The following is a 20,766-nucleotide window of genomic DNA, read 5'->3' as shown; positions in this document are numbered from 1 at the left end:
CCACAACGAAGCTCTGACCGACGTACCCCGTCGCGCTTGAGTGGATCGGCGCCAGCCTCGGAATTTTGGGCGCCTTCCTACTCGCGACGCACTCCTCGATATCTCGCTACGACTGGCTGGCCTTCCTCGGTGCGAACGTCACCACGGCGAATGGAAGACGCTTTTTGGCAGGTGGAGGCCAACTCTCGTAACGTTTATGGCGGAGGCCCTTCTCGGTCGACTTGGGTGGGGCGTGCATCAAGTACCTCTCACCCGCGGACGGGGCGCCGAGGGGAGCTTGGCGGCTGCAGAACGGTCGGAGGAAAGCAGCGGCCCTCCATCGCTCCCGAGGGCCGCCAGCTGACGGCGCGTCACTCAAGCCCGCGCGAGCGCCCCAGCAATTCCAGATGATGCTGTAACAATGGCCCCAGCGGTCCACGACCGAATCCCTGGCGATAGACGCGTTGCGGGAACATGACGTCAAGGCTGTTGTTGCCTTCGAGTAGCAGCGGCCCCTCGGGCGTCAATGCCACGTCCCAGCCAATTAGGGTGCGGTGATCAAACAGACGGTGCGCCGCTTCGGCGAGCTGGCGGACCGCCGGCCAGTCCGCAAGAACGCTGCCCGCAACGGCTCTGCCGGTCATCGGATGGTGCGGCCAGCGTTCAGCGCAGCGATCGAGCCGATCGCTCGCCAGCTCCCCAAGCGCCCCGGTCACCAAATCGATCGGGGCGCCCAGCTCGTCGTCAAAGGGCCACGTCGGCTCCAGCCTACCGAGGATGCGCAACACGCCGTGGGTTGTGACGGGTTCTCCGGCCTCGTTCAGGCATGTGATGACGCGGACCGCGATCAGCGACGACGAGGCGAGGTCGGCGATCGCCGCATGATTGAAGAGGCGCGGCTGCAGGATCCACGGCATGCGCCGACCCCGTTCCTCGAGCCGCCGGATCAACTGCTCGAGATCGATTTCGGCGCCCGCTGCATCGCGGAATCGCTGGGGCGCGATGCGCTGGTAAATCGTGACGCCGCGCGCACCGCGGCCGTGGCGAGGCTTAACGCAGAGGTCTCGGTCGAGCGTCGGGCGTGGCGCGCGCCATTCGATACCATGCGCCCCGCCGCACAGGAGGATCGCCGGCACCGCGATACCCGCCCGTATGCAGCAGTCCGCAAACAGCAGCTTGTCGCCCATCTCACTGGCCGCATACGGCTGCGCCCGCATGCGGTTCAGCGCGTAGAGCAGCCCGTTCTTGGTCTCGTGGCGCGTGAGGTAGAAGCCGGCTTCCGCGCGGCCGGTCGCCCGGTACAGATCCTGGTAGTAGTAGCTCAGCGGGTCGAAGCCGTCACGCAGCCCGAGAACGAGCAGGTCGCGCAGCTGCACCCAGCCGGATGCGATTTTCGCTCCGTGCAGTCGCCGTCCCACGGTGAGAGCGAGCCAGAGGCTCGTGATCACGATCAGGACCGCGCGCACGCCCGGATAGAAGGCAGCCCGCACTGGAGGGTAACTCGCCTTTCTGAAGAGCCGGGCAGCATCGAACAGCCAGCGTGCCCGGGAGCCGACGGCGAGGCCGAACGAAGCTGCAGTCGGCGCCGGCGGCCCCACCGTCCGCAAGACCAGCGCCATCACGTAGGATTCGATGGCGAGGAGCTCGGTCCACTCGCTGATCGAGGCCACGGCGTCGGGGCCGGCAACGATGCTCTTGAATAGCGGCCCGTTCCCAAGGTCGAAGACGATAAAGGCCGTCTGGAAGACTAGCCCCAAGCGCCAGGCAGATCGCGCCCATGGCCGCTCACGCGGATGGCGGACAATGCCGTACAGCAGCCGCGTCGCCGCGAGCCACAGCGGCACGTCCAGCCAGTCGTTCCGAATCACGCTGGTGTCCACGAGCCAATCCGAGGCTTGGATCGTCGCAAGCAGCGTCATCACGAGGAGCGCGGCGCACCAGCGGCGCCGCTCGACCCGATCTGCGGCATGTACCCACAGCTGAAACGTCGCCCAAGCGAAGCCCACCGCAACAGCGAAATTCGCGTTGAACTGAACGGGCGAGTCGAATCGCCACGCCGGCACGAGTGCCTCGAGCTGAGCCAAACCCGTCGCGGCAGCATAGGCGGCCGCCACGATGACGACGCCGAAGGCACTTCGCCTCTGCGTCGCGGCCAGCGGGCGCGGCGGGTCCTTCATCGATCGCATCTCTTGGGGGAGAACTTCGTAGGAACGTCCTTCGTCGCTCCAGCGCCACGGAGCCCATGCGCACCGGCGCGCTTCCGCACATGCGGCCTTCGATCCGAGTTATCCAGCGCGAGCCGAGGCGATGTGGGCAGCGGATGGGCGGCGGAGATCGCAAGCACGTCTAACTCTTCTTTAACCATCAAAGCTGACATCTCGCCATGTGAGCAGCTCGACAGCGGCGGGTGCCGGTCAATCAAATCGCGGGTTCGTTGCCCTCGATGAGACTTCGCCTCGGGGCGTCGCCTCAACGCCGTTGCGCGCCGAAGCCGCGCTCCATCGCCGCCGAAGCAGCAGCGGAGCAAGCCACCACAGCGCCCCCAACACAGCCATACAAGCGGCGGCAACCACCAAGCCGGAGCGCGCGCCAACGATTTCGGACAGCACGAGCCAGCATGAGAGGATGAGCGCGGACGCGAGGAACACCGACCCAACAAGCATCTGACGCGAGATAAGGTCCTTGAAACGCCCGCGATCCGTCAAAGGCCGCATCAAGCGGTGCTGATACGCCGGCGCCGTGAACAAGATCAAGCTGATCAGACTCGACACAAAGCTGAAGACAAAAATGACTTTCTCGAAATCAACAATCTTCGCAAACCCGGTACTGAAGGGAAGAGTCAGCAAAAATCCGGAGAGTAGCTGCGCGCCGGGAAGAACGACTCTTAACTCGGCTAGCACGTCCCCAAGTTCGTTGTCGGGTTGTGCGCCCGAGTTATCGGGCTGACTCATGTGGGCCTCAGCGGATGGTTTGCGGGCGAGTACGGCGGGTCATGCGGCAATGCGCGCGGCCGGTCAAGAACCGTCGCCAGGACGATCGACGCCGCCCCCAAAGGTGATGGGGAGGTCGACGAATTCGAACGCACGCCAGTGCCAACGACGTACGTGAAAATCGACATACTTGACAACTTCGCCTCGCACAGCGCGGTCAATGCCGTTGACAAGCGCTTCCCCGCAGCGCCGCGGGTGATGTTTTTAGTGCTCATGGTGGAACCCTAAGGCCTCTAGCTGCCGTAGAGTCAAGCTCCCCCTCGAAGATCCCTACCCGCCCAAAGCCTTTATGTGCCTAGACGAATTGCGTCTTGGGCTGCGGTGACCCGACTCGAGCCGGCGCGCTAGGTTGGCCTGGGCGCAGGTTAGCCATGGGCACCCTGCACGTGCTGTCGCTTCGGGTTCGAACGGTTCGACGATCGCGCATCCTTCACGAGCGCCTGCAGGACTCCACAGTCCTTGCCCTGGAGATCAAGGCACTGCTGGCGCAGCGAATTCAGCTGCTTCTCGAGCGCTCGAAGATCCCGGATTCGATCGGCCACGTGCCCGATTTGAGCATCCAGAAGCGCGTTCACTTCTCCGCAGTTCTCGGCGGGGGAATCCTTGAACCGCAGCAGTGCCCGAATCTTATCCAGCGTCATGTCGAGCGAACGGCAGTGCCGAACGAACGCCAGCCGCTCCGCGTGGGCGTCTCCGTAGATCCGGTAGTTGCCTTCCGTGCGGGCAGGGGCTGCGAGCAGCCCCTCGCGTTCATAGAAGCGGATCGTCTCGATGGCCGTGCCGCTCGCCTTGGATAGTTCGCCGATCTTCACCTGTTCTCCTGAGGCTAAACTCTTGACTCTACATATACTGGAGGGTTTGTAATCTGTACCCTCTTCATACCCGGATAGCACTAGGGGTAACCTGCATGAACATTCCCGTCAAGGCTTGGCCACGTGCTGCCGCTTGCACGCTTTCGTTGCTCGCGCTGGCGTCCTGCTCGGAGCAAAAGCCGTCGCCCCCATCCACAACGCAAGAGGCGCCCACCTCCCGTCCGAACGCAACCGGTGCATCGGCCGAACCCCTGCCACCCGAGCAAGCGTTCCCGCTGAAGGTCGAGGCGGTCGACGCAACCACGCTCGTGGCGCAGTTCGCACCGGTCCCTCACCACTACCTCTACAGAAGCCAGATCAGTTTCGCGCTTAAAGACGCGGTCGGAGCCCGTGTTGGAGCGGTTGCACTTCCGCGCGGCCTGCCCAAGAAGGACCCGTTCCTCGGTGAACAAGAGGTCTACCGCGACGTGGTGCAGATCTCCGTGCCGCTCGCGCGAGAGGCGGGCAAGCCGGCGAAGTTCACCTTGGTCACCACGTACCAAGGCTGCAACGAACAGATCGGCTTGTGCTATCCGCCCACGGAGGCTTTCAGCGACTTCAACCTGCCATAGCGGGCGCGGCTGGGTTGACTGCAGCTCATGCGCGTTCCTGCTCGGCCCGCTGCTGAGCCCTCTTGCGCCCGAAAAGCTCATAAGCGATCAGCAAGGCCGCGCCCATCGTGATGCCGATGTCGGCGACGTTGAACGCAGGCCAGTGATGCGCGGCCCAATGGACGTCGATCCAGTCCACGACGGCGCCGCGTGCGATGCGGTCGATCATGTTCGCTACGGCGCCTCCAAGGATGAGGCCGAAGCTGATCCGTTCGGCGCGTGAGCTGTCCGCGCGCCTGATCATGAAGACGAGCAGCACCGACGCCACCAATGCCACGCCGATGAAGAAGAGCCGCTGCCAGCCGCCTGCATCGTGCAGGAAGCTGAAGGCGGCGCCTCGGTTGAGCAGGTGCACGATGTTGAGGACCGGCAGCCACTCGTGACTTGAGCCGTACGGCACCACGGCAGCAATGATCCCCTTGGTGGCGGCATCGGCTGCCACCACCAGCGCGGCGAGCGCAAACGCCAGGCGAACGCTGCAATCAGTCCGCATGCGCTCGCTCGGCCGCGGGCGACCTTCCCAAAAGACGAAGGCCATTGAAGACCACCAGCAGGCTCGCGCCCATATCCGCGAGGATCGCAAGCCACAGGCTTGCGTGACCGGTGAACGCGAGCACCATGAAGATCGCCTTGGTGCCGATCGCAAAAGCGATGTTGGCCTTGAGGACCCCGCCGACCCGCCGCGAGAGCGCGATGAACTCGGGCAGCTTGCGCAGATCGTCCTGCATCAGCGCCACGTCGGCCGTCTCGATCGCGGTATCGGTGCCGGCGGCTCCCATCGCGAAGCCGATGTTCGATTTGGCAAGCGCAGGCGCGTCGTTCACGCCGTCGCCCACCATTCCCACAGGCCCGCGGCTGGCGAGCTCCTCGATCGCTGCGAGCTTGTCGTGCGGCAGCATTTCACCACGCGCATCGGTGATGCCGACCTGTGCCGCGACCGCCTCGGCGGTCTTGCGGTTGTCGCCCGTGAGCATTACGGGCTCAACCCCCATCTGCTTGAGCGTTGCCACGGCCTGCTTGCTGCTGTCGCGAATCGTGTCAGCCACAGCTAGCACAGCCAACGCATGCTTCTCGGTCGCCAGCACGACGGCGGTCTTGGCTTGCGCCTCTAGCTGCTCGAGCACCTCACGGACTTTGTCGCTGACGACGCCGAGCTCGGTCGCGAGCCGCTGGTTTCCGATGTAGTAGGTCTGGCCGTCGATGTCGCCCTTGACGCCGCGCCCGGCCAATGCCTCGAAGCTCTCGACTGTCGCGTGCGGCCGATCGCCGTACGCGCGGACGATCGCCGTCGCGACGGGGTGTTCCGACAAGGCATCCAAGCTGGCCGCTATCCGCAGCACGCCGGCCTCGTCAACCGTGCCAAGCGGTACGGTGTCGGTGAGCGCCGGGCGGCCGTGGGTCAAGGTGCCCGTCTTGTCGAGTGCCACCGCGCGCAGCAGACGTCCTTGCTCAAGGTACAAGCCGCCCTTGACGAGGATCCCGCGGCGTGCCGCCGCAGCCAAGCCGCTGACCACCGTCACCGGGGTCGAGATCACCAAGGCGCACGGACAGGCGATCACCAGCATCACCAGGGCCTTGTAGATCCAGTCCATCCACACGCCGCCAAAGAAGAGCGGCGGGATCGTTGCGATCGCGACTGCCAGCCCGAAGACAACGGGCGTGTAGACGCCGGCGAAGCGATCGACAAACCGCTGGGTCGGTGCGCGTTGACCCTGCGCTTCCTGCACCGAGCGGGCGATGCGGTCGAGCGTGGTCTCGCCCTTGCGCGAACGAACCTCGAACTCCAACGTGCCACGCTCATTGATCGTGCCGGCAAACACCGTGTCACCCGGCTTCTTCTCCACGGGCATGCTTTCGCCGGTAATCGGCGCCTGATTGACCGCGGACGCGCCCGACACCACCACGCCGTCGAGCGCGATGCGTTCGCCCGGGCGCACGCGCACGAATGCACCCAAGGCGACGCTCTCCGCCTTGACCTCCTCCCAGCGTCCATCAGCCTGCTTGACGAGCGCGGTCTCAGGCGCCAGATCCATCAGCTTGCGGATGGCGTTGCGAGCGCGGTCGAGGCTGAGCGCCTCGATCATCTCGGCAAGCCCGAACAGCCAGATGACGACGGCTGCCTCTGGCCATTGCCCGATCAAGGCCGCACCGATGACGGCAATCGTCATCAGCAGGTTCATGTTCAGCGAAAGCGTGCGTAGGGCAATCCAGCCCTTCTTGAGGGTCTCGGTGCCGCCGAGCGCAATAGCCGTCAAGGACGCGGCAATCACGGGCAAGCCGGTTTCGCTCATCCCCGAAAAAGCCATGGCCTCAGCGCCCAGCGCCAAGACGCCAGCAGCGCCCATGCGAACCCACTGGTCTCGCGAAATGCCCGTACCGAACTCGCGCGTGACGGCCGGTGCTGGCTGGTTGCGGTCGCGCAGTACCGGCGCCATGCCGGTGCGCTCGATCGCGGCGGTAATCGGCGCCTCGTCCGGCAACGTATGGCTGACCGTCAGCGTGCGGCTCATCAGGTTGAACTGCAGGGCGCTCACGCCCGAGACGCCTTGCAGCGCCTTGCGCAGCAGCGCCTCTTCGGTGGGGCAGTCCATCTTCTCGATCAGGTAGACGGCCTGTCCTTTCGGGCTCGGTCCTGCCTCGCGCTCGACGTTTGCGTGCATGCCGATCTCACCGAGCGCGGCAAGCACCGGCGCCGGGTCGGCTAGGCGGTGCTGCACGGCCAAGCGGCGGTTCATCAGATCGAAGTCGAGTCGATCGACGCCCTCGACCTTGCCCAGGCGCTTGCGGATCAGCGCCTCTTCGGTCGGGCAGTCCATGTTGGTGATCACGAACTGGGTGGTGTTGCCCGTGGCCGCAGCCGGAGCTGAAGCGAAGGAGGGCGCTTCGCATGAGGCGCAGCTGGAGTCAGGCAGCGTCTGGCGGCTCGGCTGCTGCGGCTCAGCAGTGCCTAGGCTCGCTTGCATGCCGATCGCCTTCAGCTCGCCAACGATGGAGTCGACCGACGGCAGTGTGTGAGCAACCGACAGCTGCCGCTTCGGCAGATCGAAGTCGAGCGTTTGGATACCGTCGAGCTGGCCGAGCCGGGCGCGGATCGCCGCTTCCTCCGAGCGGCAGTCCATGTTCGAAATGTGCAGGAGCGTCTTCGTGACTCGCTGCGCAGGCGATCCGGGGCTGTAGGCGGGTGAAGTGCTTCCTTGATCGATCTTCATCGTAAACCTCTTGGTCGTTTAGCCAATTGCACACCCTGTACCAACTGCAGAGTCAAGGCGCCCGTTCATGTCCCGTTGCGTAGAGTGGTCAGGCAGCCCCGCTCTCGGCCTTTTCACCTGCCTCTCTGGCTTCCGTGAGGATCTCGCGGCCGCCGTTCACGGCGATCGCGGAGACGACCAAGCCCAGGATCAGATCGGGCAGGTTGGAACCGAGCCAGATCACCAGCGCGCCCGAGAGCACGATCGCAAGGTTCACGATCGAATCGTTGTTGGTGAAGATGGCCGAGGCCTTGAAATTGACGTCCTCGCCGCGGTGACGCTTGAGCAGACGCAGGCAGACGATGTTCAGCGCTGCGTTCACGGCCGCCATGGCCATCATGGCGGGACCCACGGGCGCCTCGCCGCCGAAGAAGCGGCGCAGCACCTCGACCAGCAGCATCACCGCTAGCAATATCAGCAGCCAACCCGAAAGGCGCGCTGCGCGCACCTTGATCGCGGGTGCCCGGCCTATGGCGTAGAGGCTGACGCCGTACACCGAAGCGTCGGCGAGGTTGTCTAGTGCTGCGCCGATGACTGCCGTGGACGAAGCCCAGAGCCCGACCAGGACGCCGATCAGGCATTGACCAAGGTTGATCAGCAGCACCAGCCACAGGATGTGCCGGTCCTCTGACCGGCTGGCATCCAGCTCCACGTCGTCGTCGTCAGAACCGCTCATGCTTGCCGCCTCCGGATGGGATCGGCAGTTTAAGAGCCTGTAGACGCTAGAGAGTCAAGCCCCCATCTCGCAGTCGCGAGTACCAGGCTAGGTGATAATGATTCCTATTTGAGGATCAGGTTGTGCACCGGATACTAGCTTGGTCGCTGGCGTTCCTGCTCGGGGTGGCGGGGGCGGTACCTGCGGTGAACGAAGATGCTGTTCGCCAGCTGTGGCAGTTGCTCGACTACGTGGCGGTCGACTATCCGGGCGCTGTTGCAGACGGCGTAGTTACAAGCCCCGCCGAGTTCGCGGAAATGCGGGAGTTCTCGTCGACCGCCCTCAGGCGCTTGGACGACCTACCGCCCGTGACCGGCAAGGAGGCGCTGACCGCCAAGGCGCAGGAGCTCGAGCGTGCGATCGAGGGCAAGCGCCCTGGAGGGGAAGTGGCCGCGCTGTCCAAGAACTTGGCAGACGCCGTGCTGCGGCTGTATCCCATCCCGCTCGCGCCGTTGAAGCCTCCCGACATGGCCCGCGGCGCGGCCGTCTTCAGCCAGCAGTGCGCGGCGTGCCATGGCTCGCAAGGCGCTGGCGACGGTCCTATGGCCGCAAAGCTCGATCCGAAGCCGATTGCGTTCACGGACGCAGAGCGCGCCCGCCAGCGCAGCGTCCTCGCGCTCTACCAGGCAGTGTCCCAGGGAGTTGCCGGTACATCGATGCCGGCGTTCACGCAGCTCTCCGAGGCTGATCGCTGGGCGGTTGCCTTCTTTGCGGGCACCATGTCGCACGACGATGCAGCGCGCCAACGCGGCGCGTCGACCTGGGCCGCCGACCAGGCGCTTCGTAGCCGCTTTGACGGCTTGGCGGCGCTGACGCGCTCGAGTGAAGCGGTGCTTGCCGAGAGTGTGGATGCGCAAACTGCACGCGACGTCACGGCGTACCTGCGCGCCTCGCCCTCTGCGGTGCTTGGATCCGCCCCGACTGGCCTCGCCCTTGCGAAGGCTCGGTTACACGAGAGCCTTGCGGCTTACGAATCGGGCGACAAGCAGGCTGCGACGCGTTTGGCTCTGTCCGCCTACCTCGACGGCTTTGAGCCGCTGGAGCCCGCGCTGTCGGGCACGAACAAGGTGTTGCTCACGCAAGTGGAGTCAGCGATGCTGGAGTACCGGGCAGCCATTGCTGACGGCCGCCCGAGCGAGGTGGCAGAGGGCGCGAGGCGCATCCAAGGCTTGTTTGCTGCGGTCGATTCGGAGCTCGACCCTGCCAAAGCCGAAGCAACGACAGCGTTCACGGGTGCACTGACCATCTTGCTTCGTGAGGGTTTCGAGGCTCTATTGGTTGTGGTGGGCATGATCGCGTTTCTCAGGAAGGCCGGGCGTCCCGAGGTGCTGCGTCACGTACACGTGGGGTGGATCAGCGCCCTGGCTGCGGGTGGCCTCACATGGTTTGCTGCCACGTACCTCGTGAGCATCAGCGGCGCAAGCCGGGAGGTCACCGAAGGCGTCTCGTCCGTCTTTGCTGCGGTGGTTCTGTTGGGTGTCGGCCTGTGGATGCATCAGAAGAGCGCCTCAGGCCGCTGGCAGGCCTATCTCAAGGACAAGATGTCGAGCGCCATGAATCGGCGCTCGGCGTACGCCATGGCCGGCTTGGCCTTTGTCGCGGTCTATCGCGAGGTGTTCGAGACGGTGCTTTTCCTCTCCGCTTTGTGGACGCAAGGCAATGGCGGTGCTTTGTTGCTCGGACTCGGGACGGCTGCAGTCATCCTCGCTTTGATCGGTTGGGTGCTGCTTCGCACGAGCGCCAGAGTCCCCGTCGGAAAGTTCTTTTCGGCCAGCTCGGTCGTGGTGGCCGTGCTTGCTGTCATCTTGGTTGGCAAGGGAGCCAAGGGGCTTCAAGAGGCAGGGCTACTGGACGCGCACCCGGTGGCCTTCCCGCGTCTCGAGTTCTTTGGCACCTATCCCACCGCGGAAACGCTCGCGGCGCAGATCGTTGTGGCGCTTGTGGCCCTCGTCGGTTTCTGGTTCAACCGACGCCAGAGTGCCCGCAGCAGGCGCCTCGTTGAGGCAACCTGATGGTTCAGCGTGCACCTAGCCGTCCTTAGGGCTATGAGCGTACCTGCGGCCCTGCGGATCAATCGAGAAGGGCGCGAAATCGGATCGATGAGTGGCGTAGCCCGCATGGATGGCCCGGAGTTGGTTTCAGCTCTCCAGCGTCAGATTGCCGCGCCGTCCGTCCCATGAGTGCCCGTTTGCACGACCAGCTTCTATGGCGTTCGAAACGACAGTAGGTCCGACGGCGGCCTTTCTGGCGGGGGCAGCATCCTTCCTCTCGCCGTGCGTGCTCCCGCTGGTCCCAGGCTATGTCTCCTACATCGCGGGGCGATCGCTACCCGGCAAGGAGGCTCGGGACGAACGCATTGCATGGGGTGCAGTTTGGCTGGCGCTTCTGTTCGTGTTGGGCTTCTCGACGATCTTTGTCGCGCTTGGCGCCTCTGCTTCTGCACTGAGTGAAACGCTGCTCCGTTATCGGCGCGAAGCGTCGATAGCAGGCGGCGGCATCGTCATGCTGGTTGGTCTCGCGATGCTCGGCGCATCTCGGCGCTTGATTTGGTTCCAGCGCGACGTGCGATTTTCTCCGCGCATCCAAGGCGGGCGGCCGGTCGGGGCCTACGTTCTAGGACTTGCGTTCGGCTTCGGCTGGACACCCTGTATCGGACCGGTGTTAGGTGCCATTCTGACGTTGGCAGCCGTATCCGGGCGAAGTGACGGGATCGCGCTGCTCACCCTCTACTCAGCCGGTTTGGGCTTGCCATTCCTGCTCGCGGCGGCATTCACCGCTAACATGTTGCGTCATCAAACCGCCATTCGCCGCTTGAGTCGTCCCGTAAACGTCGTGGCCGGGACGGTGATGGTATTGATGGGCATCGCTATGATCAGTGGGCAACTGACCGTCTTCGCGATTTGGCTCCTGCGCGTCTTTCCTTCATTGGGTGCGATCGGCTAGCAACTGGGGCGGCGATGCGACCAGACAGGAGCGTGCGCGCTTGACGCATCTGCTTGCCGACCTGGCGGCCGAGTAGTCTGCGTTAGCCGAATTGGTGAACATGCTCCCGGCGATTCGGCGAGCCTGCCGATGGAGCGGTGCTGGCGCTCACGTTGACGCCGCGCAACAGGCTCACCTCGACAGCACGGCGCTACGTCGCGTCTGGGTATCGACCTCGGACCCGAACGGCGCCTGACGCGACGACGTCCCTGGAGGTGCGGCGTCTGCTTGGAAGCACAAGCTGGGCGAGCGGCAGTTCGCTAAACCTCGGCGCCGTACTGCAGGCAAACGGGATCGAGCTCGGCACCGGCACGAACTGCCGATCTGCTCAAGTGTCTCCAGGAACCCATCGCGCGTGTTCGGCCTCCGGTGCCGTTCGTACGCAGGGTGTTGGTCCGAGCCGCAGCACGGGGCGGTTGCCTAACGCCAGGGTCAGACGCACGCATCGGCGATCGAGGACCTGTTTCGCGTTGCGCGAGGGGCGCGCGTTGATCTCCTGCCGTGGCGCAGCCACGATGACCCCCTTGACTCTGTACCGACGTCAGGGTCTCTAATCGGCGGGTCCCGAATTCCAGCCAGGCAACTCCATGAAACGACGACTGTTTGCAATCGCACTCTCCGCGCCCGTGACGGGGTTCGTCCTGCCCTCATCGGCTCAGGATCGGCCGGTGGAGGGGCGGCACTATGCTGTCCTGCAGTCGCGCCAGCCAACGCGCGATACCCGGCAAGTCGAGGTGCTCGAGTTCTTCGCCTACAGCTGCGGGCACTGCAACGCATTTGAGCCGGCCCTCGACGGCTGGCAGAGGAAGCTTCCCCGGGACGTGCTCTTCCGTCGCATCCCGGTTGCGTTTCGCAATGATGGCGTCATTCATCAAAAGCTTTATTTCGCCATCGAAGGCATGGGTCTGGTGGAGGAGCTGCATCCAAAGGTGTTCGCCGCGATCCACACCCAGAGAATAAGATTGGACACCCCCGAGCAGATCGGCGCGTTCGCGGCGGTCGCCGGCGTCGATCGCGCACGGTTTCTGCAGGCCTTGGACTCATTCGCAGTGCTGACCAAGGTGAAGCAGGCGACCGCACTAGTGAGCGGCTATGGAGTTTCGGGTACTCCCTCGATCGGCGTGAACGGGCGCTGGCTGACGTCCGGATCAATGGCTGGCTCGAACCCAAAGTCCCTCGAGGTAGCCGAGTACCTAATTGAACGAGCGCGGAAGGGCGCATAGCGTTGACGACAGCCAGACGAGGGACTTTCCCTGCAGCTGCGCCCCGATTGCAGACCGTGTGAACGGGCTCTGCTTGTGCGCGATTCAGCGCAGTTGCGAATGGACACGTACGAGCGACAGGGCGGCAGCTTGTCGTGGTCTTTGAACGCGATGAATGATGAGATGGTGCAAAGCGGGACCTCATGCTGATCGGGAATGCGGGAGTGCTACGACACTTGCTTTACGACTGGGGAGGCTTGAACACCCAGCTGATGCTCATGATCAATTCGTGGAGCATCGCCGAAGTTATTGGAGTGGCCAGCGTGTTGAGCGCGGTCGGCAGCTACTGGGGCGCTCCCGTGGTTGCGCTGCTTCTGTTCTATTGGCGCGCACGCGTGGGAACTGCTTCGGCCGCAATCGCTCCGTTCCGGTTCCTTGTGGCATTCGCGGCGGCCATGCTCACTGCGGCGGTGGCGAAGCCCCTTTTCGCGTTTCCGCGCCCCGCCGACGTGCTGGGGCACGAACTGCTGTGGGTCGCGAGCGCGCCGGGTCGCCTGAATTCATTTCCGAGCGGGCACGCTGTCTACACAGCGGTCGTGGTCGCGATTGTCTTCCCGCTGGTTCGATGGCCCTGGAAGTGCGTCCTGCTTGTGCTCGCCGGAGCGGTGGGCTGGTCACGCGTCGCCTTGGGTGCCCACTTCCCCGTGGACGTGGTTGCCGGATTCATGCTCGGCGCAACTTGGGTAGCAGTGACTCGCCGTCCCGCCGAAGCGCTGGCGGTCATGGCAAGAAGGCTGCGAGAACGGCGATGGCCGCACGCTTGACCGCAGTTATGCTGGCCCGAGCAGGTTGCGATCCCCACGCCGCGACTGGCGGGCAGCGCCGGTGACCACAACCAGTCATGTGTTGGGCCCGAATCGCTTCATCGAAGCGAGCAGCCCAAGACACCATTCGTCTAGGCACGTAAGGGGTTTGGGCGGGTGGGGGTCCTCCGCGGAGCTTGACTCTGTGGAAGCTAGTGGCCTTAGGGGTTTCACTGCGAGCACTGAAGACATGACCCGCGCTACCCGCCCGCATACCATCCGTTGAGACCCTCATGACTCAGCCCGAAAACTCGCGCGCAGACCCTGACAACGAGCTTGGGGACGTGCTCGCCGAATTAAGGGTCGTCCTTCCAGGCGCGCAGCTGCTGTCCGGATTTCTCCTGACTCTTCCCTTCAGTGCCGGATTTCCGAAGATTGTCGATTTTGAAAAGGTGATATTCGTCTTCAGCTTTGTGTCGAGTCTGATCAGCTTGATATTGTTCACGGCGCCGGCGTATCAGCACCGCTTGATGCGGCCTTTGACCGAGCGCGAACGGTTCAAGGACCTTATCTCGCGCCAGATGCTCATTGGCTCGGTGTTCTTGGCGTGCGCGCTCATCCTTTCATCCTGGCTTGTGCTGTCCGAAACGCTCGGAGCGCGGCTGGGCTTGGTGATTGCCGCCGCGTGCATGGCTGTGTTGGGGGCGCTATGGTGGCTTGCTCCGCTGCTGCTTCGGCGTCGATGGAGCGGGGCTGCCGCGCGCAACGGGGCCGAGACGCCCGGACGCGAGGTCCCGCCGAGGGCAACGAACCCGCGACGCGACTGAGGAGGCACCCGTGAAGCTGTCGAGCTGGTCACGGGGTGTCATGCTCGGAGAGGAAGGGTTATGCGTGCTTGCGATCCCGGCCGTGCCTCGGCCGCCCACATCGCCTCGGCTCGCGCTGGATAACTCGGATCGAAGGCCGCATGTGCGGAAGCGCGCCGGTGCGCATGGGCTCCGTGGCGCTGGAGCGACGAAGGACGTTCCTACGAAGTTCTCCCCCAAGAGATGCGATCGATGAAGGACCCGCCGCGCCCGCTGGCCGCGACGCAGAGGCGAAGTGCCTTCGGCGTCGTCATCGTGGCGGCCGCCTATGCTGCCGCGACGGGTTTGGCTCAGCTCGAGGCACTCGTGCCGGCGTGGCGATTCGACTCGCCCGTTCAGTTCAACGCGAATTTCGCTGTTGCGGTGGGCTTCGCTTGGGCGACGTTTCAGCTGTGGGTACATGCCGCAGATCGGGTCGAGCGGCGCCGCTGGTGCGCCGCGCTCCTCGTGATGACGCTGCTTGCGACGATCCAAGCCTCGGATTGGCTCGTGGACACCAGCGTGATTCGGAACGACTGGCTGGACGTGCTGCTGTGGCTCGCGGCGACGCGGCTGCTGTACGGCATTGTCCGCCATCCGCGTGAGCGGCCATGGGCGCGATCTGCGTGGCACCTGGGGCTAGTCTTTCAGGCGGCCTTTATTGTCTTCGACCTTGCGAACGGACCGCTCTTCAAGAGCATCGTTGCCGGGGGCGAGGCCGTCGCTTCGATCAGCGAGTGGACCGAGCTCCTCGCGATCGAGTCCTACGTGATGGCGCTGGTCTTGCGGACGGTGGGGCCGCCCGCGCCGACTGCAGCTTCGTTCGGACTCGCCGTCGGCTCCCGGGCGCGCTGGCTGTTCGATGCCGCCCGGCTCTTCAGAAAGGCGAGTTACCCTCCAGTGCGGGCTGCCTTCTATCCAGGCGTGCGCGCGGTCCTGATCGTGATCACGAGCCTCTGGCTCGCTCTCACCGTGGGACGGCGACTGCACGGAGCGAAAATCGCATCCGGCTGGGTGCAGCTGCGCGACCTGCTCGTTCTCGGGCTGCGTGACGGCTTTGACCCGCTGAGCTACTACTACCAGGAGCTGTACCGCGCGACCGGCCCCGCCGAAGCCGGCTTCTACCTCACGCGCCACGAAACCAAGAACGGGCTGCTTTACGCGCTAAACCGCATGCGTTCGCAGCCGTATGCGGCCAGTGAGATGGCCGACAAGCTGCTGTTTGCGGACTGCTGCAAGCGGGCGGGTATCGCGGTGCCGGCGATCCTCCTGTGCGGCGGGGCGCGTGGCATCGAATGGCGCGCGCCACACCAAATGCTCGACCGTGACCTGTGTGTCAAGCCTCGCCACGGGCGCGGCGCGCGGGGCGTTACGGTTTATCAGCGCATCGCGCCCCAGCGGTTCCGCGATGCGGCGGGCGCCGAGATCGATCTCGAGCAGTTGATCCGGCGGCTCGAGGAACGGGGCCGGCGCAAAGCGTGGATCCTGCAGCCTCGCCTCTTCAATCATGCTGCCATCGCGGACCTCGCCTCGTCATCGCTGGTCGCGGTGCGCGTCATCACGTGTCTGGACGAGGCTGGAGAACCCGTCACAACTCACGGCGTGCTGCGCATCCTCGGTCGACTCGAGCCGACATGGCCCTTTGACGACGAGCTGGGCGCGCCGATCGATTTGGCGACCGGTAGGCTTGGGGACCTGGCGAGCGATCGGCTCGATCGCTGCGCTGAACGCTGGTCGCACCATCCGGTGACCGGCAGAGCCGTTGCCGGCCGCGTTCTTGCGGGCTGGCCGGCGGTCCGCCAGCTCGCCGAAGCAGCGCACCGTCTCTTCGATCACCGTACGCTAATCGGCTGGGACGTGGCATTGACGCCGGAGGGGCCGCTGCTGCTTGAAGGCAACAACAGCCTTGACGTCATGTTCCCGCAGCGCGTCTATCGCCAGGGATTCGGTCGTGGACCGCTCGGGCCCTTGTTACAGCATCATCTCGATTTGCTGGGGCGCTTGCGCGGGCTTGAGTGAGGCGCGGTCAACTGGTTCTTCGCGCCAAGCTAGCGAAGCTAGCCGCGAGGTCGCGTTAGTTCGATCAGCCCTGCTGCACAGGCCGGATCGACGAAGGCGGCTCTCGTGAGCGCGCGTGGGCTGCTGCTTTTGAGTGCGTGTGAGCAGCAAGGCGCCCGCCCTTCGTCGCGTTCTGTGGCATTCCCCAGCAAGGATCGCCAACCTTCCCGTCGCCTGCGTCAATCTTTCGCGCCTGTTCGGCTAACGGAACGGCGCGGGGGCATGGCCGTTCAGAATGGCTGTCGCTGCTGCTCCAACCGTGGCGATATTCTTGGTCGCAATGCGGCACTCGTGGTCCGAGCCGATTGAGCCAGAAAATCAAAGCCGGCTAGGACCCGGTTACCAGTGAAGCATTCTCCTCAGCACCCCTCCAGTGCGTGCAACGTGGTAGAGCGCACCGGCCACATGCAGCAGGATCAGGCTCAATAGGATCCAGCTGCAAACCGAGTGCATCGATGAGAAAAGCTCGTTCATCTCTTCGCTGTGGGGGGCCCACGCGGGTAGGTCCACCATCCACCACAGCCGAGTCGGCCAGCCGCTGAATGCGGAGGACAGGTACCCACTGGCGCATGCGCCGAACATCGCGACGTACATTGCAGCGTGCGCGAGCTTCGCCAACGTCCCTACCCACCGCGGCGACAGTGCTTCGGACCGCGGGCTGCGCCAGCTGATGAGCGCCATGAGGATCAGCGCGAGCCCGACGGTGATACCGACGTTCTTGTGCAACTGGGTTGGAAACACGCGCAGGTAGCCCCACGGCAACGACAGGAACCACCGGCTCTCGAGCAGGAGGAATACGACGGAGACCGCGATCGCCAAGTGAAGGGCCGGAAGCGCCCGCGCCCCCGAGCTCGGCGACACCTCTGCCTGCGCTCGCATGCCCAGCAGCGCTCCCGAAAGCGCGGCATAGGCGATCGCCCAGCCCACCAGGCGCGCCCACTCGTCGGCGAGGATCATCGATCCGTACGGCGTGAGCAGCCCGAGCAACACGACGTCCGTAGCCAGCATGATGCCCGATGCCGCCAGCAATGCGGGCTGGCTCCGTCTTCGGCCGCGCAGCATCGCCATGGCGATCAGAGCACTGGCGACCGCGACGACAGCCGCGATCAGCGCCACGTACATGACGATGACGCGCTGCGGCGCAGGCAACGAAACAATCAATGCCTCCGCGCGTGCCGCCATCAGCTGGCATTGCCGTGGCGTGATGCCTTCTTGGCGAAGCTCCTCCGCGGGACACTTCCACGCACTCGCCCAACGTTGGCCGTCCAAGTCTCCGAAGGCCGCTTGTCGGGCCGCGAGGAGCGAGAAGTCTGCAGCAGCCAGAACCGCGAGCAGAAATGCGAAGACCGCCAACCATCTGCGCTGGGACCGGCAGTCGCTTTGGGACGGATCCGAAGTGCTCATGCGACGCTCCCGTTTGCGGATGCCGATGCCACGGCTCACCGGACTCAAAGATTGAGCGCCCCCGTACCCGCGGCGAGCGCAGCTTCCCGCAGGGCCTCGTACAAGGTGGGATGCGCATGGCTGATTCGGCCGATGTCCTCTGCCGCGGCCTTGAACTCGATAGCCATCGTCGCCTCGCCGATCATCTCGGACGCATACGTGCTTACGATGTGCACGCCCAGCACGATGTCCGACTTCGCGTCCGCCAGGACTTTCACGAATCCGGACGTGTCGCCGTTTCCGAGCGCGCGGCCGTTGGCGCTGAAGGGAAACTTGCCCGCCCGGTAGGCGGTACCGGCTGCCTTGAGCTCCTGCTCGGTGCGGCCGACCCAAGCCACCTCGGGGCTCGTATAGATGATCGAGGGGATCGCATCGTAGTTGACGTGGCCTGCCTGGCCGGCGATGCGCTCCATCACCATCACGCCTTCGTCCTCGGCCTTGTGCGCGAGCATCGGGCCACGCACGACGTCCCCGATCGCGTAAACCCCCTCGACCGAGGTCCTGCAGTGCTGATCGACGTCCACGAAGCCGCGCTCGGTGGTCTTCACGCCTATACGTTCGAGTCCGATCGCGCCGGATATCGGAACACGACCGACTGCGACGACGAGTTTGTCGCAGCCAAGCACATGCGGGGCTCCGCTCGGATCGACATACCTCAGCTGCAGTGCGCCGTCTTGGTTTCGCTCGACACCGGTCACGCGCGCTCCCAGTCGAAAGTCGAGGCCCTGCGCCGCGAGCAGCTTGTGCATCTCCTGCGCAACTTCGACATCGCACATGGGCAGCAACTCCGGCAATGCTTCGATCACCGTGACGGTAGAACCCAGACGCCGCCAGACGGAACCCAATTCGAGTCCGACGACGCCGCCTCCGATGATGGTCAAGCGCGGCGGCACCGACTGGAAACTCAGTGCGCCGGCGTTGTCGCAGACGTCAACGTTGTCGATCGTGATGCCGGGCAGCTGCCGAGGCAGCGAGCCCGTCGCGATCACCAAGTGGCGCGCCGTGACCTGTTGCGTCTGTTGGTCCCTGGAGATTGATACGCGAAACTCGCCCGCGCTTCCGCTCAGGATGGTGGCGTACCCCTTCAGGAAAGCAACGGCATTCTTGCGGAAGAGATACTCGATCCCCTTCGCCATCTTCGTGACGATCGCATCCTTGCGGGAGATCATCGTAGGCACGTCGATCGTTGCCCCGGCAGCCCGGATGCCATGAACCCCCGCGTGCCTCTGGATCTTCTCGAACTCTTCGCTCGAGGAGAGCAGCGCCTTTGAGGGAATGCATCCCACGTTCAAACACGTCCCTCCTGGCCTCGGCTCGCCGGTCGGATCGGCGTAGGGGTTTGCTTCGGCACATCCAACCTTCAGACCGAGCTGTCCCGCGCGGATTGAGGCGATGTAGCCCCCGGAGCCGGCGCCGATAACGAGCACGTCAAACACTTCCTCTTTGACCATGGAGCTTATGCCTTTGCGTAACCACGGAATGATGTACAAGAGACCGGGAGCGCTTCCTCAGTCGGAGTCTGTTGCTTGAACTCCACAAGCGCTCGCATGCAGGCGACTTCTCGGGAACCTGCACGCGGCACCGCAATCCATCGGCGCCGCAGCAGCAGAAAAGCAAGCAAACACAGCGCTCGATCACAGCGATGCTTGACGCAGCAATCGCCGAGCCCGACCGGCTCGCCAAGTCCTTCGGCTCAATCACGTCATAGTGCCCGTCTTGTTCAGCGCGGGCGCCCTGAGCAATGGACCTTGCTGCCCGAGGTAGGCGCCGCCCCGACAAGCACACTCCCGCGCCGCGGCGGGCACGCGCTCACATGGTAAATTACGGGTTGATGATGCGGGCGAGCGCCGAGTGGTTCGCTTGCGCTGTCGCGCAGTAGACGAACGACCCGTTACGTTGATTGTGTCGGCGAACATCGTGTCTACGGTGCACGTCGCCACGGGGAGTTCTAGCCAGTGATCGGTGCCTCGGTCGACACTTGCAGTCCCGGCCGCCACCGCCAGCAGCCCGCGAACGGCCTTGCGCGCACGATGAAGCGAGAATGCATAGATGACCTCGACAAGCGCGAACAGGATCACGACCATCGCAGCCTAGGGACACTGCCCGATCAGACTCGCCCTCGGTGACCGCGATCGCCTGGCCGAGTCCATGTTCGGAATCCCGCTCGTCAGCGTGAGCCAGCCTTCTTCGACGTGGGCCAGCCACCCGTGGCGATCGACACCTGTGTCAGCGCGTTAACCGTCCAGGTCCGATCGTTGCACGTCATATAGTTGATCGCCTCGGCAGCACCCCCGCGCCTGCGATGCCCGTCATCAACTTGCTGGTGCCGGGTTACGGCTGGGCCGGTTCAGGTTCCTGCTTCTCGGCCGCAGTCTCCGGCACGCGGTCATGCCGATCGCGTCCAGAGCCGTCTCGATTCGCTTGCCGGTGCGCTGTGCTTGAGACTGAGCTGAGCTGCATCAGGGTCGGTCACGGTGCGTCCCGCACGTGCGCAGCAGGGCGCGCTATCGGCAGCCGAATGCTCGAGCGCATTGACGAGCGGCCCTACGCAATGATCACCGTCGTGCTTGTCTTGGTGCCGCTGTTCGCTCTGGCTGGCACGAAGAGGCGCTTCGATGGTGCCGCCGGGGCTCAATCATCGTCTTTACGCTCGCGAGCCGGTCGTGCCGGTCACGGTCACGCCGATGCTGTCGTACTAACCGCGGCGCTCATGAGGTCGCGGGAGGACGTCGCGTCCATCTTGCGGTACGAGTTCGCAGCAAGCTCGCACCACCCCCTTGACTCTTGAGCCGCTACAGACTCTGTAATGCGTGCGTTGGCCTTCGCTAGACGGGGGAGGCTTGATCGTCACTAACACACAGGGGCAGGGCCGGATGAAACCACATAGAACTGTGATCCGTTGGGGCGCGTACCCCCTAGGGAAGCTCTGCAAAACCGGCCCGCAGCTTGCATGATTGAGGCCCATGATCGCCAAGCGCGCTGAAGCCATGAAGCAGTTGGGCCTGGGTTTGAATCTGTCGACCAAGAAGACGCGCAAGC

At 64.4% G+C, this 20,766-nt stretch carries 16 protein-coding genes and 1 pseudogene; 8 read left to right on the top strand and 9 right to left on the bottom strand.

The window, feature by feature from the left end; translation table 11 throughout:
• Window positions 1–350: 350 nt before the first annotated feature.
• The 4 genes and pseudogenes from HQN59_RS21850 to cadR all read right to left on the bottom strand — a co-directional run bounded on the left by HQN59_RS21850 (window position 351) and on the right by cadR (window position 3,781).
• A complete protein-coding gene (locus HQN59_RS21850; protein ID WP_176071246.1) occupies window positions 351–2,156 on the bottom strand; it encodes a sugar-transfer associated ATP-grasp domain-containing protein in 1,806 nt (601 codons plus the stop codon).
• A 237-nt stretch (window positions 2,157–2,393) separates the two neighbouring features.
• Window positions 2,394–2,930, bottom strand: a complete 537-nt coding sequence (locus tag HQN59_RS21845; protein ID WP_176071245.1) for a DUF6328 family protein — start codon at window positions 2,928–2,930, stop codon at window positions 2,394–2,396.
• Between the two features lie 63 nt (window positions 2,931–2,993).
• Window positions 2,994–3,140, bottom strand: a pseudogene (locus HQN59_RS26315) (signal peptidase II); the annotation flags it as partial.
• A gap of 194 nt (window positions 3,141–3,334) precedes the next feature.
• A complete protein-coding gene (cadR, locus tag HQN59_RS21835) occupies window positions 3,335–3,781 on the bottom strand; it encodes a Cd(II)/Pb(II)-responsive transcriptional regulator (protein WP_176071244.1) in 447 nt (148 codons plus the stop codon).
• Between the two features lie 95 nt (window positions 3,782–3,876).
• Between cadR and HQN59_RS21830 the strand changes: the two genes are divergently transcribed.
• Window positions 3,877–4,392: a protein-disulfide reductase DsbD N-terminal domain-containing protein gene (locus tag HQN59_RS21830; RefSeq protein WP_176071243.1), complete on the top strand. Its 516-nt coding sequence runs from the start codon at window positions 3,877–3,879 to the stop codon at window positions 4,390–4,392.
• 25 nt (window positions 4,393–4,417) lie between these two features.
• Here the strand turns inward: HQN59_RS21830 and lspA are convergent, their stop codons facing one another.
• The 3 genes from lspA to HQN59_RS21815 all read right to left on the bottom strand — a co-directional run bounded on the left by lspA (window position 4,418) and on the right by HQN59_RS21815 (window position 8,355).
• The gene (gene lspA, locus HQN59_RS21825) at window positions 4,418–4,924 is read right to left on the bottom strand and encodes a signal peptidase II (protein ID WP_176071242.1); all 507 of its coding nucleotides are present in this window, start codon (window positions 4,922–4,924) and stop codon (window positions 4,418–4,420) included.
• Entirely contained in the window at window positions 4,914–7,640 is a 2,727-nt protein-coding gene (locus tag HQN59_RS21820) for a heavy metal translocating P-type ATPase (protein ID WP_246295088.1), read from the bottom strand. Before HQN59_RS21820 ends, lspA begins: the two co-directional genes overlap by 11 nt.
• Before the next feature lie 88 nt (window positions 7,641–7,728).
• A complete protein-coding gene (locus tag HQN59_RS21815; protein ID WP_176071241.1) occupies window positions 7,729–8,355 on the bottom strand; it encodes a cation efflux transmembrane domain-containing protein in 627 nt (208 codons plus the stop codon).
• 185 nt (window positions 8,356–8,540) lie between these two features.
• On the opposite strand from HQN59_RS21815, the gene HQN59_RS21810 reads away from it, so the two are divergent.
• The 6 genes from HQN59_RS21810 (at window position 8,541) to HQN59_RS21785 (ending at window position 16,245) form a co-directional block, all read left to right on the top strand.
• Window positions 8,541–10,406: an FTR1 family protein gene (locus tag HQN59_RS21810; protein WP_342451276.1), complete on the top strand. Its 1,866-nt coding sequence runs from the start codon at window positions 8,541–8,543 to the stop codon at window positions 10,404–10,406.
• 193 nt (window positions 10,407–10,599) lie between these two features.
• Complete coding sequence (locus HQN59_RS21805) at window positions 10,600–11,337, top strand: cytochrome c biogenesis CcdA family protein (RefSeq protein WP_176071239.1); 738 nt, start codon at window positions 10,600–10,602, stop codon at window positions 11,335–11,337.
• 626 nt (window positions 11,338–11,963) lie between these two features.
• Window positions 11,964–12,599 carry a thiol:disulfide interchange protein DsbA/DsbL gene (locus HQN59_RS21800; RefSeq protein WP_176071238.1) on the top strand — a complete coding sequence of 212 codons (636 nt, stop codon included), beginning with the start codon at window positions 11,964–11,966 and terminating at the stop codon, window positions 12,597–12,599.
• 236 nt (window positions 12,600–12,835) lie between these two features.
• Window positions 12,836–13,402 (top strand): phosphatase PAP2 family protein, encoded by a 567-nt coding sequence (locus HQN59_RS21795; RefSeq protein WP_176071237.1) that lies wholly within the window; start codon window positions 12,836–12,838, stop codon window positions 13,400–13,402.
• A 272-nt stretch (window positions 13,403–13,674) separates the two neighbouring features.
• Window positions 13,675–14,208, top strand: a complete 534-nt coding sequence (locus tag HQN59_RS21790) for a DUF6328 family protein (protein ID WP_176071236.1) — start codon at window positions 13,675–13,677, stop codon at window positions 14,206–14,208.
• Window positions 14,209–14,439: 231 nt separating this feature from the next.
• The gene (locus tag HQN59_RS21785; RefSeq protein ID WP_176071235.1) at window positions 14,440–16,245 is read left to right on the top strand and encodes a sugar-transfer associated ATP-grasp domain-containing protein; all 1,806 of its coding nucleotides are present in this window, start codon (window positions 14,440–14,442) and stop codon (window positions 16,243–16,245) included.
• A 378-nt stretch (window positions 16,246–16,623) separates the two neighbouring features.
• Here HQN59_RS21785 and HQN59_RS21780 read toward each other — a convergent pair whose 3' ends face one another.
• Both HQN59_RS21780 and lpdA read right to left on the bottom strand, forming a co-directional pair.
• On the bottom strand, window positions 16,624–17,688 hold the full coding sequence (locus tag HQN59_RS21780) for a cytochrome b (RefSeq protein ID WP_176071234.1): 1,065 nt from the start codon (window positions 17,686–17,688) through the stop codon (window positions 16,624–16,626).
• A gap of 44 nt (window positions 17,689–17,732) precedes the next feature.
• Entirely contained in the window at window positions 17,733–19,178 is a 1,446-nt protein-coding gene (gene lpdA, locus HQN59_RS21775) for a dihydrolipoyl dehydrogenase (RefSeq protein WP_176071233.1), read from the bottom strand.
• Window positions 19,179–19,249: 71 nt separating this feature from the next.
• On the opposite strand from lpdA, the gene HQN59_RS21770 reads away from it, so the two are divergent.
• A complete protein-coding gene (locus tag HQN59_RS21770) occupies window positions 19,250–19,435 on the top strand; it encodes a hypothetical protein (protein WP_176071232.1) in 186 nt (61 codons plus the stop codon).
• Window positions 19,436–20,766: the final 1,331 nt, after the last annotated feature.

This window comes from Rhizobacter koreensis (genome assembly GCF_013366375.1).
In the GTDB taxonomy this organism is placed as follows: Bacteria; Pseudomonadota; Gammaproteobacteria; order Burkholderiales; family Burkholderiaceae_C; genus Schlegelella_A; species Schlegelella_A koreensis.
This window is presented reverse-complemented; position numbering and strand designations above follow the sequence as displayed.

Excerpts from the sequence above, each read along its gene's own strand:
- HQN59_RS21850 (WP_176071246.1), bottom strand. The coding sequence starts at position 2,156 with ATGAAGGACCCGCCGCGCCCGCTGGCCGCGACGCAGAGGCGAAGTGCC.
- HQN59_RS21845 (WP_176071245.1), bottom strand. The coding sequence starts at position 2,930 with ATGAGTCAGCCCGATAACTCGGGCGCACAACCCGACAACGAACTTGGG.
- HQN59_RS21830 (WP_176071243.1), top strand. The coding sequence starts at position 3,877 with ATGAACATTCCCGTCAAGGCTTGGCCACGTGCTGCCGCTTGCACGCTT.
- lspA (WP_176071242.1), bottom strand. The coding sequence starts at position 4,924 with ATGCGGACTGATTGCAGCGTTCGCCTGGCGTTTGCGCTCGCCGCGCTG.
- HQN59_RS21820 (WP_246295088.1), bottom strand. The coding sequence starts at position 7,640 with ATGAAGATCGATCAAGGAAGCACTTCACCCGCCTACAGCCCCGGATCG.
- HQN59_RS21815 (WP_176071241.1), bottom strand. The coding sequence starts at position 8,355 with ATGAGCGGTTCTGACGACGACGACGTGGAGCTGGATGCCAGCCGGTCA.
- HQN59_RS21805 (WP_176071239.1), top strand. The coding sequence starts at position 10,600 with ATGGCGTTCGAAACGACAGTAGGTCCGACGGCGGCCTTTCTGGCGGGG.
- HQN59_RS21800 (WP_176071238.1), top strand. The coding sequence starts at position 11,964 with ATGAAACGACGACTGTTTGCAATCGCACTCTCCGCGCCCGTGACGGGG.
- HQN59_RS21790 (WP_176071236.1), top strand. The coding sequence starts at position 13,675 with ATGACTCAGCCCGAAAACTCGCGCGCAGACCCTGACAACGAGCTTGGG.
- HQN59_RS21785 (WP_176071235.1), top strand. The coding sequence starts at position 14,440 with ATGAAGGACCCGCCGCGCCCGCTGGCCGCGACGCAGAGGCGAAGTGCC.
- HQN59_RS21780 (WP_176071234.1), bottom strand. The coding sequence starts at position 17,688 with ATGAGCACTTCGGATCCGTCCCAAAGCGACTGCCGGTCCCAGCGCAGA.
- lpdA (WP_176071233.1), bottom strand. The coding sequence starts at position 19,178 with ATGGTCAAAGAGGAAGTGTTTGACGTGCTCGTTATCGGCGCCGGCTCC.